Origin of the sequence: Pleurocapsa minor HA4230-MV1, assembly GCA_019359095.1 — a bacterium.
GTDB lineage: Bacteria > Cyanobacteriota > Cyanobacteriia > Cyanobacteriales > Xenococcaceae > Waterburya > Waterburya minor.
This window is the reverse complement of sequence record JAHHHZ010000036.1, coordinates 264,715-283,176: the sequence shown is the minus strand read 5'-3', so window position 1 is coordinate 283,176 and position 18,462 is coordinate 264,715. Positions and strand designations below refer to the sequence as shown.

Sequence of the window (18,462 nt, the reverse complement as noted above, 5' to 3'; positions counted from 1 at the left end):
TTCGCCCTTAATGTTCGCCCATACCAAAGCAATTTAGATTAACTTTTGGCTGGTTGGGGAATAGAAACATCAACCAGGCTAACTTCTTGCTCTAAATTACTTAGAGGAGGATTCATCGCTTTAACATTACCCACAACTAGAGTCACTAGCCGATCGGGCTGTAGGTATTCCTGAGCAACTTCTAAGATATCTTCTCTGGTTGTATTTTGAACTTCATCCTGATATTTAAAAATAAAATCTTCAGGGTAATCAAAATATTCGTAACGCATTAGTCGAGATATAGTTTGGCTGGGATTTTGGAAGTTAAACACAAAAGAATTAAGTATTGACTCCTTAGCATTTGCCAGCTCTTGCTCTGTAACTAGCTCGTTACGCAACTTTTTAATCTCGTTGATTACTGATTGAATAAAAGGAACGGTACTATTGGTTTGAGTTTGCCCTCCCGCAATAAACATCCCGTCATAGTCGTAGTTAGGACTCCAAGCACCATAAACACTATATGCCAGACCCTGACGCGATCGCACTTGGTTAAATAACCGTCCACCAAACCCGTTGAGAACACCATTTAAAACACTGAGAGTTGGATAGTCAGGACTATCAAACCGACCGCCAATATGACCCAAGAGAATGTTGCTTTGAGTCTGTTGAGGACGCTCTATCGCAAAGATTCCTTGCTTATATTGTTGAGTTGCTGCTGGTGCTTCTAAAGCTACTGTGGGAGTATCTACCTGCCAATCACCAAAAGCATTCTCTACTCGTTCGATCATCTGATCGCTCGTAAAATCGCCGACAATACCCAAAATTATATTTTCAGGACGAACATAAGTTTGATAAAAATCGATCGCATCTTGGCGAGAGATATTATTGAGGGTGTCATACTCAATCGTGCGAGCATAGGGACTAGTTTTACCATAAAGAACTTTATTAAATTCACGCTCGGCAATTGCAGCAGGATCGTCGTTACGGCGGGCAATTGAACCCTGCTGTTGATTTTTAGCGATCGCCAATTGCTGAGGAGTAAAGGCTGGTTGACGCAACACTTCGGTAAATAAAGGAAATACCGTCTCTAAATCTTCGGTGAGGGTACTAAAATTAGCACTACCAAAACTATCTTCGATACTAGTTTCGATGCTAGCAGCTTTTTGCTCCAAGATTGTATTTAACTCGGCTGCGGGATGGTTTTCTGTACCGCCACTGCGCATTACTGTTCCCGTCAACTTAGCTAGACCGACTTTATTATCAGGTTCAAAGCGCGAACCAGTCCGAATAATTGCCGTACCGCTAACCAAAGGTAAATCTCGATCTTCCACCAGATAGACCACCATCCCGTTATCTAGTTCGTATCTTTGATAGTCAGGTAGCTCAATTTCTGGTAGAGGCTCAAATTCTAAATCTGTATAATGTTTGGGAGTATCGGCGATCGCATTTGACCGCACAGTGAATGATAATAAAACTGTAAATAATGCCAGCCCTAACCAAGAAAGTATTTTTTTACTCATTTATTATATCTATAGCGAAAGAAGCCTTTCTATTGTATATGGGCAGTCGTTAAATATCCTGAAGTAACAATAGCAAGTATCGCATTGTCTTTAAGCTAGTTTTTAGTTTAGGGCGATCGCGTAGCTAATCAAAGACATCTGGAGATAATGGCGGCGAATAATTCCACCACGAGGATCTACGGAACATTGTCGTTCGTGTTCATGGAGAAACGCAAATAATTAACTCTTCTGGCAGGAAAATTAGAAAATTATGATGTTGGGGTGGTTATGAGAAAATAGAGAAGTTACTTATTTTTTTTGTCCTATGACTACAGCAGACCTATTCCCAACGCTAAGAGGGCTACCGCGTGCGGAAAAATTGAAAGTCATGCAATTTCTGATTGCAGAGCTAGCGCAAGAAGAAGAGCCGACGCTTCAAGCTGGAGCAACATATTCCCTTTGGTCGCCTCTCAATTCTCACGAAGCGGCTCACAAACTCAGCCAACTTCTCAAATCGGATCAAAGGGCACACAATGCATAATGCCCAGCGATTCAACTTTGTGGAAGGGTTTGATACTTTCGGTGTTTCCGATGCCTTGCCTCAACTACCGCTTTCCCTGACATACCGGGGTTCAGCGGTGGAGGTTTCAGCCCTTTTGGATACAGGCGCAAGTGTTAACGTCCTACCTTTCAGCGTCGGACTTCAGCTTGGTGCGGTATGGGAAGAACAAACAGTTTCTGTGACTCTCGCTGGCAATTTAGCTGCGGTTGAGGCGAGAGGTTTACTCGTTTCTGCACAGATTAGCAATTTTGATCCAGTGCAATTAGTTTTTGCATGGAGCTTGTCTGATGATGCTCCCTTACTACTGGGTCGGATGAATTTTTTTTGGGAATTCGATGTTTGTTTTTACCGTTCACAACTTGCTTTTGAAGTTCGTCCTAAACTGTAAAACGCTGTATAACGTTACATTAATAAATTTTGATCTTCTTCTCAAGTAGCATCACTATTAAGAATGTGCGATCGCTATTCTGTGTGCCGATAGTTAATCGCCTATTATTCAACATTCAACTTTGAGAAAGACGTTGAACAGGTGCGCCACCAAGTAGCCTGTCGGTTTCCATTAATAAATCGGGAATCTTTTCGGCATAAGGACTATTCGTTAAACAGGCTTGGAGATTTAGCTGAGCTACTTGATCGGCTTTTGCGCCAGGAAACCAATGACCACCATTAGTTAAAAGGTTATAACGAGCCTGACCATATTCAATCATGTCGTAAGCCAAAGCTAAATTACGCAGCCAAAGAATTACGGGTAGATTAACATTGCCAGGAGTTTGCTCGTAGTTAGGTAGCCCGACTTTCCAATTACTAAACCAGTCTTTACCCAGTACGGCGATCGCTTCTTGTTCCAAACGCTCTAAAATTGGGGGTAAGATCTCGTCTGCTTTGTCTAGCAGAGGTAAGACTTTGAGGTGTTCATCAAAATCTGAAGGTTTAGCTGCACCTAAGCTAAGGGTATGAACTTGAGGATGAGATAAGCAAAATAAGTTATTGAACACCATTGGACTAAGAGGCTGGCATAATTCCACTAGTTTTGGTGGCGGATTATAAAGATGTCCTCCTTTATCAGCGGGAGAGATAATAAATACACCCATATCCTGATCTTGGGCTGCTTCAATGGCTGACCAGTTCCACTGATTGATGTAGTACCAGTGCAGATTTACATAGTCAAACTCCCCTGTGGCGATCGCTTTGGTAATAATTTCCGTTGAGCCGTGGGTTGAAAAACCGATGTGTCTTACTTTTCCTGATGCCTTCAGTTTTTTAGCTTCATCGAGACATCCACCAGGGCGCATACTATCGTGGAAAGTTTCTTCATTATTGATGCCGTGGATGCCTAACAGATCGACATAATCTAGCTGGCAGAAGTTGAGAGACTGTTTAAATTGGCGACGAAAATCTACAGGATCGCTTTGGGGAGAGACTTTGGTTTGGAAGATTAGTTGTTCTCTTGGTAGCTGAGGTAAAATCTGTCCTAGCTGCATCTCCGAAGTACCATAACCCCTAGCAGTTTCAATATGATTAATTCCCAGTTCCCATGAACGACGAATAGTGGCTTCTAAATTACGCTGGTTGGCTGCGGGGATGTCAGACTGAGGAAGATCTTGCCACTTATATTGATATCTCATTCCTCCACAGGAAAAAACGGGCATCTGTAACTCTGTGCGACCAAAGCGACGATATTGCATAATCAAACTACTGTTAGTTATTTATATTCCTAATCTCTACATTTTAAGCTAAAAGCTATAAGCTATAAGCTGCAACCCTTTTTTGTCACTTTCCGAGAATTAAACTACAATCAAAAAAGTTGTTGTTGGTTGTAAGGTAGAGAGGGCAATGGATGTAGAGTTACAGATTCTCAAACATTTAAACATAGATGCTCGACCAGCAGTTTGCATCATTGATCGATATTGCTTTGCTTGTAATGACTTCTTTTAATTTCACCTCCAAGAGTTTTAGATGGATTAATTGTGAGATGCGCACCGCGAAGTGGATCTCTTCGAGATCGCACTGCTCTAAAATTTTAGGGAGTATGTTCTCCCCTACTTTTTTTCGTTCTCCTATTTAATTGGACTTCACTTATGGCAAAGCATGAAAATAGGTTCCATATTGTAATCCAGGAAAAAAATAATTTAATTCGATAAAAATAATCGCGACTATGACTAAGACAAGAGTAGCTGCGACGGGTGCGCTGGTTAAATATTTGATGAAATATTGCATGACTTTTTAATTAGGTTTGTGTGTTGCTTTGAAGTCAATTAAACTATCGAGGTGAAACATAAATCTCATTCTCTTGAGCAGTCAATTGTCCACTGGTTAATTCTTTGACTGCCAAGACAGGCCAAAGTAAACCTTGGATTAAAGATGGAATTGCTAGAGATAAATCGATAAATATTTCTGACTGTTCTTGGGATTTTTGCTGAGAAATTTTTTGTAAATAAGCACGTCCCGACCAACCAATGAAACCTGCAATATAGAAAAAGATACTAAAAGCGATCGCAATATCAACAGCATTTCGGAAACTAATAACTAAATGAGGTAAGCCATCTTCACCACAGGATAGATATTCAGAATAAGCGCGATCGGGTTCGTTAAAGTAATAGTTATTAGGATAACTAGCAACCTTCTCCCTATAAGCAGGGGAGTCTTTACACTTGACTAAAATGCCATTTGCGGTCGCGGTCTGTGGAGTACCAAACCAAAGGGCGATCGCTAAAATTAGAGCTAAGATTTTGATCTTCATTGTTTTACTATTAGTAATTTAATTGGAACTTTAAACTTCTTTTTCTGCTCCTTCTTTTTCAATCCAAAGAAATAAGAGCGCGAATACAGGAAAAGGAAGAATATAAGTAATCAAGGGAATAAAAATCCAAGGCAACCAAGAAACCGCATAAGAGCCTGTCATTTGTGTCATGTCTGTCATAATAATCCTCTTTGTTATTTAGTTGTTAGTTGTTAGTTATTAGTTGTCACCTATTACCTATTACCTATTACCTATTACCTATTACCTATTACCTATTACCTATTACCTATTACCTATTACCTATTACCTATTACCTATTACCCATTACCTATTACCTATTACCTATTACCCATTACCTACTACCTATTACCTCCTACCTAATTACTATCCCCAAATCCAAGGAGTTAGATGTTGACTAACATTAACTGCTCCCCGTAAAATTGCATCTAAATCGTCAAAGTTTTCGAGCAAAGCGTAGGCAAATACCGCACCTCCCATTGCACCCAAAAATATTCCACCACCAAGTTGAAACCAGTCTTCTTTTTTTCTCAGAGGTCTAAGAGCGTCTTGAGAATTAGAATTATAAGCACCTCTAGGATCACCTTGAAAAGTGGCAAGGGCAAAAATAGAAATACCTAAAACTGCCGAAGCGGTAATATAAATAGCGGTAATGACTCCACTGAGATTTGCGCCGTGACTAGTTTCGCGCAATGGCCCAACCACAATTTCAGGGCCAATTAAGAAGTAACCATGAGCCATACCAATTTCTAATCCGCGCATAAAAGGACTTAAGCCTTCACGATAGGCGGGTAAGTTGTGAATAAATAATTTGACTAAATCTGAGTCATTAACTGGAGTAGATAGATTACCCCAGCAAGGATCGCCTTTATAGGGTTTGATTAATTCTTCTTCAGCATAGGCTTGGGAAAAATCAGGGGTTTTTGTTTGAGTCATTTTGTTTAATTAAATTATTTAGTAATAAATTGTGAGGAAACCCGACCGTATGCCCTGTTTGCGATCGGGTATGGTCTATTTTGGGAGAGGAGAATCCCCCAAACTCGATCAAAGAGCTATAAGTTCTAAGCTCTTTGGGTTATATGTGCTAACCAAATTTACCCGCTGTCGAAGCAATCAAAAATGCTCCATAGGTGGCAATGTAGCCAACCGCAAAATGGGTCAATCCTACCAAGCGAGCTTGTACAATCGACAGCGCGACAGGCTTATCTTTGGGATAACCAAAGGATAATGGAGTGTGTTCATGCGCCCACATTAGGGTTTCGATTAGCTCTTGCCAATAACCGCGCCAGGTGATCAAGAACATAAAGCTAACCGCCCAGACTAGGTGTCCGAAGAGGAAGATCCAAGCCCAGATGGCTAAATTATTTGTTCCGTAAGGATTGTAACCATTGATTAACTGGGCAGAATTTCCCCAAAGATAGTCTCTAAACCATCCCATTAGATAGGTAGAACCTTCATTAAACTGGGCGACATTACCCTGCCAAACTGCCAGATGTTTCCAGTGCCAGTAAAAGGTAATCCAACCCAAAGTATTGAGCATCCAGAAGGTAGCTAGATAGAAAGAATCCCAAGCTGAGATATCGCAAGTACCTCCTCGTCCAGGGCCATCACAGGGGAAAGCATAGCCAAAGTCTTTTTTGTCGGGCATTAATTTAGAGCCACGGGCATCCAATGCACCTTTAACTAAGATTAAAGTAGTAACATGAAGACCTAAAGCGATCGCATGATGAACTAAGAAATCTCCAGGGCCAATCGTGAGAAACAGCGAATTAGTACCGTTGTTAATCGCCTCTAACCAACCAGGTAGCCAGACATTAGCATGATTAGGCCAAGCAGTAGAAGCAATACTATCAGGATTAGAAAGTAAGGTGCTGAGACCGTATAGTGCTTTACCATGAACTGCTTGAATCCATTGCGCAAATACAGGCTCGATTAAAATTTGCTTTTCGGCTGCCCCAAAAGCTACCTCCACATCATTATGGACATATAAGGCAAGAGTATGAAAACCGAGGAACAAAGATACCCAACTGAGGTGAGAGATAATTGCCTCTTTGTGATCTAATACTCTGGCTAAGACATTATCCCGATTCAATTCTGGGTCGTAATCTCGTATTAAAAATATTGCCCCATGAGCGAATGCACCAACCATTAGGAAGCCAGCAATATACTGATGATGGGTATACAAGGCAGCAGTGGTAGTAAAATCTTTGGCAATAAAAGCATAGGGAGGCATCGAATACATATGCTGTGCTACTAAAGAGGTAATTACCCCTAGACAAGCCAAATGCCAGCCCAATTGAAAATGCAGTGAATTATTGTAAGTGTCGTAAATACCTTTATGTCCCCGACCAGTCCTGGGGGCAATAAAGAAACCATCCCAACCAGGGCCAGCTAAAGCTTCTGTCATCTCTTTGATATTGTGACCAATACCGAAATTAGTACGGTACATATGTCCTGCAATAATAAAAATAACGGCGATCGCCAGATGGTGATGAGCCATATCTGTCAGCCACAAAGACTCGGTTTGGGGATGGAAACCACCTAAAAAGGTCAAAATGGCTGTTCCAGCACCTTCCGAAGTACCAAAGATATGTCCTGGAGTATCGGGATTTTGGGCATATGCGCCCCAATTACCACTAAAGAATGCTCCTAGACCTGCGGGATGAGGTGGGGTACTTAAAAAGTTATTCCAACCTACGTGTTGTCCGCGAGATTCGGGAATTGCGACGTGGATTAAGTGACCAGCCCAAGCTAAGGAACTAACACCAAATAGACCAGCTAAATGGTGATTGAGTCGGGACTCAGCATTTTTAAACCAAGCTAAACTGGGACGGAATTTAGGCTGTAGATGTAGCCACCCAGCAAATAACATGACTGTTGCCAGGAACATGAGAAATATCGATCCCATGTATAGCTCATTATTAGAGCGCATCCCGATGGTATACCACCAGTGATAAACACCTGAATAGCAAATATTAACAGGATTAGAAGCACCAGCTTGGGTAAAAGCTTCAACCGCCCCAGGGCCAAATTGCGGATCCCAAATAGCGTGAGCTATGGGCGAAATATTGAGGGGATCTTGAATCCATTGTTCAAAGTTGCCTTGCCAAGCCACATGAAATAGTAGTCCCGATGTCCACAGAAAGATAATGGCAATATGACCAAAGTGAGAAGCAAAAATCTTTTGATAAAGATTCTCTTCATTCATACCGTCATGTAGTTCAAAATCATGCGCTGTGGCAATTCCGTACCAAATACGTCGGGTAGTTGGATCTTGAGCAAGGTCTTGGCTAAATTTAGGAAATTTAGTAGCCATAATAGTTGCTTAATTTTTGAAGATTATGATTAATTTCGTAGTAGGGGCGATTCGCGTTTGCGTAGCATCTCCGAAGGAGAATCGCCCCTACCTGATAACAAAGGACAAATATCTAACCGAGTGCTGTCATCCTTGCTAAGAAGAATGCCCAGGTGGTGACAATTCCCCCTAGTAGGTAATGAGCCACTCCAACAGCCCGACCTTGAGTAATACTAAGGGCGCGGGGTTGAATAGCAGGAGTAATTTTGAGCTTGTTGTGCGCCCAAACAATTGATTCGATCAGTTCTTGCCAATAGCCACGACCACTAAACAAGAACATGAGGCTAAAAGCAAAGACAAAGTGTCCTGCTAAAAACATGATGCCGTAAGCAGAAAGCGAACTATTGTAGGAAGTAATTACTTGGGAAGCTTGCGCCCAAAGAAAGTCTCGTAGCCAACCGTTATTGGTAATCGAGCTGGTGGCAAAATTTCCAGCGGTAATGTGATTGATCGTTCCGTCTGCGTCTACTAGCCCCCAAACATCGGACTGCATCTTCCAGAAGAAGTGGAAAATAACGATTGATAGGGAGTTATACATCCAAAACAGACCGAGAAAAACATGATCCCAGGCTGATACCTGACAAGTACCTCCTCGTCCTGGCCCATCACAGGGAAAGCGGAAACCCAAATTTGCTTTATCGGGAATTAAACGAGAACTGCGAGCATACAACACGCCTTTGAGCAGTACCAACACCGTAACGTGAATGGTAAAAGCATGGATGTGATGAATCAAAAAGTCTGCCGTACCCAAGGTAATCGGCATCATTGCTACCTTACCGCCTACAGCTAACACTCCGCCACCAAAGGCATAACTGACAGGTTCACTCAAACCAGGTGCAGTAGTTCCCAATCCTCCTAAGACAATATTATTTAAACCACCAAAGACATTCCCTAACGGTTGAGCAGCTTCCAAAGCGGAATTACCAACCGCCATAGTATGGATGTGTTGAATCCACTGAGCAAAGACTGGTTGTAACTGAATTCCCGTATCGGAAAACATATCTTGGGGACGACCAAAAGCCCGCATCGTATCGTTATGACAATAGATAGCAAAGCTGTGGAAGCCTAAAAACTGACATACCCAAACCAAATGAGAAATAATCGTATCGCGGTGACGAAGCACTCGATCTAATAAGTTGTTGACGTTTTCGGCTGGGTCATAATCCCGCACCATAAAGATCGCAGCATGAGCAGCAGCACCGACAATCAGAAATCCGCCAATCCAAACATGATGGGTAAATAAAGATAGGCTGGTCGCATAGTCCGTCGCCAAATAGGGATAGGGTGGCATTGCATACATATGATGCGCCACGATAATGCTCAGAGAGCCTAACATTGCTAGATTGATCGCTAGTTGAGCGTGCCAGGAAGTAGTTAGAATTTCATACAGACCTTTATGTCCTTGACCTGTAAATGGCCCTTTATGAGCTTCTAGTATTTCCTTCATGCTATGACCGATACCCCAATTGGTACGGTACATATGCCCTGCAATGATTAAGACTACTGCTAGTGCTAGATGGTGATGGGCGGTATCGGATAACCACAAGCCACCCGTAACAGGATTCAAACCGCCTTTAAAAGTTAGAAAATCAGAATAGACTCCCCAATTTAAGGTAAAGAAAGGTCGTAATCCTTCGGCAAAACTAGGATAAAGTTCCGCCATCTTACTAGCATCAATAAATTCATGAGGTAGAGGGATATCTTCAGGCGCAATTCCTGCATCCAAGAGTTTATTAATTGGTAATGCCACATGAATTTGGTGTCCCGCCCAGCCCAGTGAACCCAAACCTAGCAAGCCAGCTAAGTGATGATTCATCATCGACTCAACATTCTGAAACCATTCTAGTTTCGGGGCGCGGACGTGATAATGAAACCAGCCAGCAAAGATCATCAGAGCAGCCATTACCAAACCGCCGATCGCAGTACAATAAAGCTGGAACTCATTGGTAAAACCAGCAGCACGCCAGAGTTGAAATAAACCAGAAGTGATCTGGATTCCATGAAAACCACCACCCATATCGCCGTTGAGAATATCTTGACCAAAGATCGGCCAAACTACCTGCGCGCTGGGTTTGATGTTAGTCGGGTTTGCTAACCAAGCGGTATAGTTAGAAAACTTGGCACCGTGAAAGTACATCCCACTCAGCCAAACAAAAACTACCGCTAAATGTCCAAAGTGTGCCGAAAATATTTTGCGCGAAATATCTTCTAAGTCGCTAGTGTGAGTGTCAAAATCATGAGCGTTAGCGTGTAGATTCCAAATCCAAGTAGTAGTTTTAGGCCCTCTCGACAAAGTACGGTCAAAATGCCCTGGGTTTGCCCACTTTTCCAAAGAAGTAGGTACGGGATTAGTATCTACGACAACTTTCGCCTTTTGCTCCGATTCGGAAGGGCTAATTGTCATTTATATTCTCCTTTATTAGTCATTAGTAATTCATGACAAGTTCGGTTTATAGCTATCAGCTATTAGTTATTAGCCATTAGCTGGGGAAATATTTTTGATAGACTAAGACTCTTTAAAAAGTGATTGCAATCAAATTAGACTTAATCTGTAGGCTAAAAATAATTAAGCTGAACTTGTCGCCAATGGTAATTAATCATTAGTCATTCGTTGTTTAATAGCAATTACAAATGACCAAGGACAATTGAATGTATTTTGGATATTGATTATTTAATTATTGAAACCGTTTGCGTTGTAGGGAGGCAGAGCCGTAATTACGCTTTTTCTTCAGCTTATTTCTGGCTAAAACTGAATTAATTCGACTAGAACGTACTAAATCTGCGTTGTGGAATCTCATAACGATAACTCCTTACTAAAAGGGTAAATATCGATTATTGCTGCGGTTTCCGAGGCCAGAGGCAATAAGTCGATTTTAATAATTTTGGCATTAACCAAACAAAGCTCGTTTGATTACTTGTTTGATTACTTAATGTTTATGATTTGGGAAATATACCAAATACTACAAAATATTGTTGGTAGCAATATACAAATTACTCTACTTAAACTTATAGCAACAGAAAATAAAAAATTATAAAATAAGCCTATTGTTTTTACAAAACTTTATAATTCAATTGAAAAAATACTAACTAGCTTACTTTATCGATCCTGATTAATGATTATTAATACTATTGATATGTGTATATGCTCTTTATAGAAAAAATAAAATGAACAATCAACTAAAATAGTAGGTAAATATCTTTAAATAGTAAATATTTGTAAAATGCTTAAAAAATCTAAAAATATTTAGGTAGAAATAAAAGTAATCTTAATTAAGAATAATAAATAAAATTAGATAATTGTTAGTGAATTTATTATAAAAACTAGATCCTGACAAAAAAATTTAAATTTGTAGATAAATGAAAATTTTATTAGTTGAAGATGATCAAATTATTGCTCAAGCTTTAGAAAATATCCTGCGCGATCGCCATTATATTGTCGATCATGCTGATGAAGGTGAATTAGCTTGGGAGTTTATCGAAGCTTATGATTATGACTTGATTTTGCTCGATATTATTTTACCCAAACTAAATGGAATTGAATTATGTAAAAGATTGCGTTCTGCGGGTAATCAAACTCCTGTATTATTATTAACTGCTCAAAATTCTAATAGTAAAAAAGTCATTGGCTTAGATGCAGGAGCAGATGATTATGTAGTTAAACCTTTTGAAGTTACTGAATTATTAGCTCGTATTCGCGTTTTACTACGGCGTAAAAGTTCTCTTACACCACAAATTTTACAATGGAGAAAACTAAGTTTAAATTCTAGTAATCATGAAGTAACATATGATCGAAAAAAATTAACTTTAACTCCCAAAGAATATCGTTTATTAGAGCTTTTTTTACGTAGTGACGATCGCGTCTTGACAAGAGAAACGATCCTAGAGCGTTTATGGGATATAGAAGAAGCTCCAAGCGAAAATGCGATCGCTGCTCATATTAAAGATTTACGGCGCAAGCTAAAACAAGTAGGTGCTAAGGCTGATTTTATCGAAACTGTTTATGGTATTGGTTATCGTCTGAAGCCATTAAATAAAGAAGCTGATTCTGAGAAAATAGAACAGCAAACAGAACAATTATTGTGTCAACAAATTACGCAAGAATTAACAGCAGTCTGGCAAAAGTTTGAGCATGTAAATAGCGATCGCTTGGCAATTCTCGAACAAGCTAATCATGCTTGGCTAGCAGGTAATTTAGAAAGTCAGCTTTTAGAACAGGCACAAAGGGCTGCTCATAAGCTAGCAGGAGGATTGGGGGTTTTTGGCTTTGCTCAAGGTTCTCGTCTGGCATTGGAGATGGAACAATTATTAAAAATCGGCTCAAAGGTAGATCGAGCAAGGGAATTTTCAGAGCTATTGGCAGCTTTTAAAACATCCTTAAAACCTGATGTTGAGCCACAATTAAACCCAGTACATCAAAATCGACCTGTAATATTGGCGGTAGATAATCATCCCAAACTAGTACAGCAACTGGTTGCCGAAATGACTGCGCTCGACATGAGTTTCAAACTGGTAAAAGAGCCGACATCTCTAAAAAAGGCTTTAGCGATGACTAATCTCGATGCTCTGATCTGGGAATTTTTTCTGGCTAACTCTACGGTTAAAACCATAGATGAATTTGCTCAAATCTTTGAGGAGAGATTACCTTTACCAACAATTCTGTTTACCGACTGTGAAGAAGAGGCAGCAAAGCTTAAAGGCATAACTTCTTTACGGCTAAAAATCGCCCGTCTCAATCATCACATCTTGCTCCAGCGAGCTAGTTTGGATATCCAAGCCACCAAATCAATTGTTAAAGCTTTACAACAATCTCAGCAGAAAGTTGCCAAAATTTTAGTAGTAGATGATGACCCACAGATCCTGGCGGTGATCAAAAATTTATTAAACCCCCTCAAGATCGACTTAACTGTCTTAGACAATTCCCTAGATCTGTGGCAGATAATCCCTAAATTGAAGCCAGATCTACTCATCTTAGATGTGGCAATGCCTTACTTGAATGGGATTGAGCTATGTCAACTACTGCGAAATGACTGTCGTTGGCGAGAGTTACCAATTTTGTTTTTGACAATTCACAACGACCTTAGTACTGTTCAGGAAATTTTAAGAGCAGGTGGTAATGATTGTATTAGTAAAACCCAAACTTCCTCACAATTAGTTCCTAAAATATTTAATCACCTCAATCGTGGTCAATTACTCACCAGCTTGGTGGCATAAATGCCTTAGTTAAAGATCATGATGGTGAATATATTCAATTTCGCACTGTCGCTCCTTGTCATGCTGAATATTTAACGGCAATGGAAATACAGTCTTCTTGACGACATTTTAGATTTAGAATGACTAAAAAAATTTTAATTATCGATGATGATGACGATATCAGAGAAGCCACCCAACTTTGCTTAGAAATTGTTGGTAATTGGCAAATTGTAACCGCCAATTCAGGCAGAACGGGATTAGTCGAAGCGATCGCCGAACAACCCGATCTAATCTTACTGGATGTTATGATGCCAGATATGGATGGTTTAGAAACTTTAAAAGAATTACAAGCTAATACCGTAACTAGAGACATTCCAGTCATGTTTCTCACCGCCAAAGCCCATCCAGCCGAACAACGTCAATTTACTCGGTTACAAGTGTCAGGAGTAATTACCAAACCCTACGATCCTTTTGAACTCTCAAATCGCATCGCTCAAGTTCTTAGTTAGAAGTACTGTGGTATTTGGAGTGGCGGAGTATTAACTCTTTTGACTTAATACTTTTTTCAGTCAAATAAAATTAAATTTAACCTCCAGTAGGTTCGAGACTAATTAACTGCCCATTTTGTTCGTCTGTGAGAACGTACAACAATCCGTCTGGCCCTTGGCGCACATCGCGCACACGCTGACCGATATCGATCGCATCTTGACCTACCACATTACCCGATTCGTCTAAATCGATACGGCGAACATCCTGCGAAATTAGTCCACCTGCGAAGAGATCGCCTTTCCATTGTCCAAAGCGATCGCCCGTATAAAATGCCAGTCCTGAAGGGGCGGTTGCTGGTGTCCAGACAACTTTTGGGTCTTCCATCCCAGGACGCGATCGCTCGTTGGAGATTTCCCCACCAGTGTATTCTTCGCTGTAGGTAACGACAGGCCAACCGTAATTTTTCCCTGCTTGGGGCTGGTTGAGTTCGTCCCCACCGCGCGAACCATGTTCGGTTGCCCATACTCGCTGGGAAGTCGGATCTAAGGCTAGTCCTTGAATATTACGATGTCCGTAACTCCAAATCGCTCGATCGGCATTAGCATTTGTGGCAAAGGGATTGTCTTTGGGGATAGAACCATCATCATTAATTCGCACGATCTTACCGAGACGACTATTGAGGTTTTGTGCTTGTTTGCGAATCAAATTGTCGTTGAGAGAGATGGGTGGGTTACCACCATCACCAATAGCTATCAACATTGTCCCGTCAGGTAGCCAAGTAATACGCGAACCAAAATGCTGGTCGCCTGATTTAGGCTGAGTAGCCTCAAATATGACTTTTAGGTCGTTTAAAGCTTTGCCGTCAAACCTTGCTCGTGCGACGCGCGTGCGGTTTGCATCTTCGCTTCCATGAGAATAGGTGAGATAGATAAAGCGATTTTGGGCAAAGTTAGGATGCAACGAGACATCCATCAAACCGCCTTGACCGACGGCTAAAACTTTTGGTACTCCAGTAATTGGGGTTGGATCGAGGGTTCCGTTGCGAACGATGCGTAGTCGCCCTGGTCGTTCGGTAATCAACATTGCGCCATCGGTTAGCCAAGCAATGCTCCAAGGGTGTTCTAAGCCTTCTACTAAAGTTGTTTTTGAGAAGCTGCTAGCAGCAGCAACATCGCCAGTAGGAACAACGGGGGCGTTCGATGGTGTATTTGTAGCTACTGGGGAACTTGTATTTTCGGCATTAGTGGAGGCGTTGGGCAAGTTTTGTAACTGAGAACAACTGGCAAAAATTAATAGGACGATCGCGCTTCCTAGCCCTTGAATTAGGCGATTGGTTCTTGTTTTTCTCATTGCCAATGGTAAACGTAGGCGGTGACTTCCATACACAGATCGAACTTTTCAAAATCGGGTTCTTCCCAAGTTAGGATGGGTTGATCGCCGATAGATCGCATTGAATCTGCTGATAGCGAATTGCTGTCAATTTTTGGCAATGTCAGGCGATCGCTTTTCTGAGCATCCATTGCTAACTTCTGGTTAAAATTTGATTTTAACTAACATTTTGCACCTCTTGCACCAAGAAAAGTTGATATGTTCGATAGTGGCTGAAAAGACTTTCAATAGGGGGAAGAAAGCCTGTTGTTCAAGTTATTCCTTATTAATATTCCACCGAACCGTCATTAATCCGATAGGGAGGCCCAGGATTAGCGAGAGCTTGAATAAGATGGTCAAAATAGGGAATAACCTCGATCGCATCTTGAGCGTCAAGTAAAGCGATCGCTTCTTCTTTTAAACAACGCAAGGCTTCGACCCAATTACCTAAAGGAATACCAAGGGACTGATACATTTCTCTCATCCCCAGGATACCAATATCATCCAATGGCTGATTGTTACCAGCTAAAACGCAATAGGCAATTAAACGGATATACCAGCCTTGATCGCGCTGACAAGAGTTAGTCTTGCGCAGATTTCCGCTATTACTAGGAGTAACTGGGCATTTTTTCCAGAATTTACGAGAACCCCGTTGCACCAGTCTAGTTTCATTGTCGGCAAGAATCCTGGCAATCCGAATTCTATTTGCTCCCGTATGACAAAAGTTTTGTAAGAGATGAATCTCGCTGAGGCTGGGATAGCGAAGTTCTTCATCGGCATTAAGAATCACTTGTTTAACTATACTCATATTGGCGAAGAGTTACGATTTTACGTTGTTTGTTTATTAGTTTTAAGCTATTAGCTTTTAGCTATCAGCTTTTAGCTTTTCTGGTTCGGGTTCAACTGGAATTGAATTAGAGTTTGTAACTGTCTGAGATTGACTATCTTCGTTAGCTGTTGCCAAAATAGTTTGTTTTACAGGAGTTGTTTTGGTTACGCTACTGCCATTATTTTCGGCAGCCAATTTAGTCAGTCGCGCTCGATCTTCTCTAATTTTTTGAGCTACAACTTCTCCTGCGGTAGTTTGACGTGATAATTGTGCTTGTGACCAATTAATTGGTTCTGGGAGCGATCGCTTTGCCCAGCCTTTAGGGGTAAGATAGCGTTCATAGGGGACTGTATCTTCACCAAAAGTTGCTAGATATTCATCGCTGTCTAAAATTTCATCAATTAGAGCATAAAAACCTTGTTTAGAACAGAGATCGTAATACTGATTCATTTCCAAGCGTCCATAAGTAGGGCGACCTAATAAACGCCGATGAATGTACTCGATCGCTTTTGTAATATAAAGTTTGTCCCAATATAAACTACGAAACCAAGTAGATTTAGCTAATTGACGTACAAATTCGCGGACTGTAATTTCACCGTTTTTAAGTTTAGTTTCCGCTACGGTTAAATGTTGACCAGAATAAGGTTCTCGTCCCAAAACCTGTCGATAAGATCCTTTGATGATAGCTGTAACAGAATGATGTGAGAGATTAACATTTCGTTGTCGATGTTCACGATCACTATTGTTCAGCTTCAAAATTGTTTCTGGAACTAAACTGTTAGTTACATTTTGATTACTTAAATTAGAGTTAATCAATAGACGCTGATTATCTTTACCAAAAAGTGTCGGTTGAGCGTAGCGATCGCGTGTTTCGCTGGGAAAAACTGCCCCAAACTGAGTTTCTAGAGGATCGTTGCCAACACCGTAAGGATGCTGGTTTGGTAAAGGCTGTTGATAGTTACCAAACAGAGTCACAAATTGAGGTATTTTACGAACGACAGCACTATATTTAAATTGGTCTAATTGCGCTCCCCAGTTACGACATTCCTGAGCTTCTTGACCTAAACCTCTTACATAGGGGACGGTTTCTTCACCGAAATAATCGGCATATTCAGCCGAGTTGATTAAAGCATCAATTAAAGCTGACAAACCACCACGGGAGATAATTTCAAAGTAATCTTGAAACTCTTCCATTGAACTCAAACCTCGACCTAAAAAGTGAGGAAATGCTAGTTCGATAACTCTAGAAATAGTGTACGGTTCATAGAATAATCGGCGATAGAGACGAGTTTTACCCAGGCTACGGATAAACTCTTTCATCGAAATGTTGCCACCTGTAACCTGAGATTCTAATTCTTTGAAAGCCATGCCATAGGTGCGATTGATGTCGCATTCAAATATCTGTCGGTAAGCTGCTTTAATTACAGCTTGTTTTTCTGTCACCGACGTATTAGATTTCAGCGCAAATTTAGGTCGTGATTCCGCAGCCAAAAAATAACTTTGGGGTAGTTGTAAGCCTTGCTGGTCATTAGATACTCCTTCTCTCAGTCTCACCGCAGGCTTTTCGACTTCATAGGCTTTGATTAAGACATCAAAATAATATCTAACGATCTCTTTCGCCTCCCGATCTTCAGGAAAATAAGTCAAAGACTTCCAACACATCTCTTGGAGAGCAACAATAGTAGCTACCGTCACATCTTCAGGAATTACCCCCCGTAACCCCTTGGTATTAACAGTTAAAATACTCTCATTGCCAGCGACGATCGCATAAGTAATGTAGCGCAAAAACCAACCCAAATCTCGCATCGATCGCTTCATTCTTTTCGTACCATAACGAGAGATATTAATCGGCTTAAAACCCCCTGGTAATGGTTCTCTACCCGTCGCCTGCATCCTGTAAACTGCTTCTAGTAACAGTTCGACAAAGTTAAAGGTACGACCACTAATTAACGAACGAGGCTGCAAATTCGGGAAATTCTGGAAATTTTGGCTTTTACTTTTGTTCTGAGTAACCTTGGCTTTAGCAACGGCAGCCTGAGTAACAGTTATCGGTTTAGTGTAGCCTGGTAGATCGACCAATTGTTGAGGCTTTTCCAGATAATCCATCGCATTACCACCATAGAAAATGCGATCGCCTCCAGCAGCTACAATAGCATCGGCGTTTTGACTAATCCTATTAACAATTTCTAATAACTTAGTACCAGAATTAAAATAATCAGCGAGTCGATTAAGTTCACTTACTTTTAAATTACGATCCTGTTGCTCTGCCTGAGAAATTACGGCAAGGGGTGTGGTTTGATATCTTTGAGGATGAACAACGGGACTACCACCGCCTGTATTAACATTCATTTGTTTTACCTAATATTATTTATCAAAAAAGCTTTTAGCTGTCAGCTGCGGACGCTACCGCGTCCCAGTCGTCGTAAGACGACG

16 protein-coding genes are annotated in these 18,462 nt (G+C 40.9%); 4 read left to right on the top strand and 12 right to left on the bottom strand.

Annotated elements, in window-relative coordinates:
* Positions 1 to 38: 38 nt before the first annotated feature.
* Positions 39 to 1,499, bottom strand: coding sequence for an insulinase family protein (locus KME09_25255; GenBank protein ID MBW4537248.1), 1,461 nt, complete (start codon positions 1,497 to 1,499; stop codon positions 39 to 41).
* Positions 1,500 to 1,803: 304 nt separating this feature from the next.
* On the opposite strand from KME09_25255, the gene KME09_25250 reads away from it, so the two are divergent.
* Together KME09_25250 and KME09_25245 are read left to right on the top strand one after the other, a co-directional pair.
* On the top strand, positions 1,804 to 2,019 hold the full coding sequence (locus KME09_25250; GenBank protein MBW4537247.1) for a hypothetical protein: 216 nt from the start codon (positions 1,804 to 1,806) through the stop codon (positions 2,017 to 2,019).
* Between the two features lie 115 nt (positions 2,020 to 2,134).
* A complete protein-coding gene (locus KME09_25245) occupies positions 2,135 to 2,428 on the top strand; it encodes a hypothetical protein (protein ID MBW4537246.1) in 294 nt (97 codons plus the stop codon).
* 115 nt (positions 2,429 to 2,543) lie between these two features.
* Here KME09_25245 and KME09_25240 read toward each other — a convergent pair whose 3' ends face one another.
* From KME09_25240 to psaA, 7 genes are all read right to left on the bottom strand, one after another.
* The gene (locus tag KME09_25240; GenBank protein ID MBW4537245.1) at positions 2,544 to 3,725 is read right to left on the bottom strand and encodes an aldo/keto reductase; all 1,182 of its coding nucleotides are present in this window, start codon (positions 3,723 to 3,725) and stop codon (positions 2,544 to 2,546) included.
* Between the two features lie 391 nt (positions 3,726 to 4,116).
* Entirely contained in the window at positions 4,117 to 4,257 is a 141-nt protein-coding gene (locus KME09_25235) for a photosystem I reaction center subunit IX (protein ID MBW4537244.1), read from the bottom strand.
* A 43-nt stretch (positions 4,258 to 4,300) separates the two neighbouring features.
* A complete protein-coding gene (locus KME09_25230) occupies positions 4,301 to 4,780 on the bottom strand; it encodes a Photosystem I reaction center subunit III (protein ID MBW4537243.1) in 480 nt (159 codons plus the stop codon).
* 30 nt (positions 4,781 to 4,810) lie between these two features.
* Positions 4,811 to 4,942, bottom strand: a complete 132-nt coding sequence (locus tag KME09_25225; protein ID MBW4537242.1) for a photosystem I reaction center subunit VIII — start codon at positions 4,940 to 4,942, stop codon at positions 4,811 to 4,813.
* 222 nt (positions 4,943 to 5,164) lie between these two features.
* On the bottom strand, positions 5,165 to 5,734 hold the full coding sequence (locus KME09_25220) for a photosystem I reaction center subunit XI (GenBank protein ID MBW4537241.1): 570 nt from the start codon (positions 5,732 to 5,734) through the stop codon (positions 5,165 to 5,167).
* A gap of 148 nt (positions 5,735 to 5,882) precedes the next feature.
* Entirely contained in the window at positions 5,883 to 8,114 is a 2,232-nt protein-coding gene (gene psaB, locus KME09_25215; protein ID MBW4537240.1) for a photosystem I core protein PsaB, read from the bottom strand.
* 112 nt (positions 8,115 to 8,226) lie between these two features.
* The gene (psaA, locus tag KME09_25210) at positions 8,227 to 10,557 is read right to left on the bottom strand and encodes a photosystem I core protein PsaA (GenBank protein ID MBW4537239.1); all 2,331 of its coding nucleotides are present in this window, start codon (positions 10,555 to 10,557) and stop codon (positions 8,227 to 8,229) included.
* 953 nt (positions 10,558 to 11,510) lie between these two features.
* Here psaA and KME09_25205 point away from each other — a divergent pair.
* A complete protein-coding gene (locus tag KME09_25205; protein MBW4537238.1) occupies positions 11,511 to 13,364 on the top strand; it encodes a response regulator in 1,854 nt (617 codons plus the stop codon).
* A 119-nt stretch (positions 13,365 to 13,483) separates the two neighbouring features.
* A complete protein-coding gene (locus KME09_25200) occupies positions 13,484 to 13,852 on the top strand; it encodes a response regulator (GenBank protein MBW4537237.1) in 369 nt (122 codons plus the stop codon).
* Positions 13,853 to 13,928: 76 nt separating this feature from the next.
* Here KME09_25200 and KME09_25195 read toward each other — a convergent pair whose 3' ends face one another.
* From KME09_25195 to KME09_25180, 4 genes are all read right to left on the bottom strand, one after another.
* Positions 13,929 to 15,182, bottom strand: coding sequence for a PQQ-dependent sugar dehydrogenase (locus KME09_25195; protein ID MBW4537236.1), 1,254 nt, complete (start codon positions 15,180 to 15,182; stop codon positions 13,929 to 13,931).
* Positions 15,179 to 15,352, bottom strand: a complete 174-nt coding sequence (gene pqqA / locus KME09_25190) for a pyrroloquinoline quinone precursor peptide PqqA (GenBank protein ID MBW4537235.1) — start codon at positions 15,350 to 15,352, stop codon at positions 15,179 to 15,181. The genes KME09_25195 and pqqA overlap by 4 nt, the downstream gene beginning before the upstream one ends.
* Before the next feature lie 134 nt (positions 15,353 to 15,486).
* Positions 15,487 to 16,008, bottom strand: coding sequence for an allophycocyanin (locus tag KME09_25185; protein MBW4537234.1), 522 nt, complete (start codon positions 16,006 to 16,008; stop codon positions 15,487 to 15,489).
* Positions 16,009 to 16,065: 57 nt separating this feature from the next.
* On the bottom strand, positions 16,066 to 18,378 hold the full coding sequence (locus KME09_25180) for a phycobilisome rod-core linker polypeptide (protein ID MBW4537233.1): 2,313 nt from the start codon (positions 18,376 to 18,378) through the stop codon (positions 16,066 to 16,068).
* Between the last annotated feature and the right edge of the window lie 84 nt (positions 18,379 to 18,462).

Bases quoted from the DNA above. Each gene is read 5' to 3' on its own strand.
- KME09_25235 (MBW4537244.1), bottom strand. From the start codon at position 4,257: ATGCAATATTTCATCAAATATTTAACCAGCGCACCCGTCGCAGCTACT.
- KME09_25185 (MBW4537234.1), bottom strand. From the start codon at position 16,008: ATGAGTATAGTTAAACAAGTGATTCTTAATGCCGATGAAGAACTTCGC.
- KME09_25195 (MBW4537236.1), bottom strand. From the start codon at position 15,182: ATGAGAAAAACAAGAACCAATCGCCTAATTCAAGGGCTAGGAAGCGCG.
- psaB (MBW4537240.1), bottom strand. From the start codon at position 8,114: ATGGCTACTAAATTTCCTAAATTTAGCCAAGACCTTGCTCAAGATCCA.
- KME09_25205 (MBW4537238.1), top strand. From the start codon at position 11,511: ATGAAAATTTTATTAGTTGAAGATGATCAAATTATTGCTCAAGCTTTA.
- KME09_25220 (MBW4537241.1), bottom strand. From the start codon at position 5,734: ATGACTCAAACAAAAACCCCTGATTTTTCCCAAGCCTATGCTGAAGAA.
- pqqA (MBW4537235.1), bottom strand. From the start codon at position 15,352: ATGGATGCTCAGAAAAGCGATCGCCTGACATTGCCAAAAATTGACAGC.
- KME09_25240 (MBW4537245.1), bottom strand. From the start codon at position 3,725: ATGCAATATCGTCGCTTTGGTCGCACAGAGTTACAGATGCCCGTTTTT.
- KME09_25200 (MBW4537237.1), top strand. From the start codon at position 13,484: ATGACTAAAAAAATTTTAATTATCGATGATGATGACGATATCAGAGAA.
- psaA (MBW4537239.1), bottom strand. From the start codon at position 10,557: ATGACAATTAGCCCTTCCGAATCGGAGCAAAAGGCGAAAGTTGTCGTA.
- KME09_25230 (MBW4537243.1), bottom strand. From the start codon at position 4,780: ATGAAGATCAAAATCTTAGCTCTAATTTTAGCGATCGCCCTTTGGTTT.
- KME09_25180 (MBW4537233.1), bottom strand. From the start codon at position 18,378: ATGAATGTTAATACAGGCGGTGGTAGTCCCGTTGTTCATCCTCAAAGA.
- KME09_25250 (MBW4537247.1), top strand. From the start codon at position 1,804: ATGACTACAGCAGACCTATTCCCAACGCTAAGAGGGCTACCGCGTGCG.
- KME09_25225 (MBW4537242.1), bottom strand. From the start codon at position 4,942: ATGACAGGCTCTTATGCGGTTTCTTGGTTGCCTTGGATTTTTATTCCC.
- KME09_25255 (MBW4537248.1), bottom strand. From the start codon at position 1,499: ATGAGTAAAAAAATACTTTCTTGGTTAGGGCTGGCATTATTTACAGTT.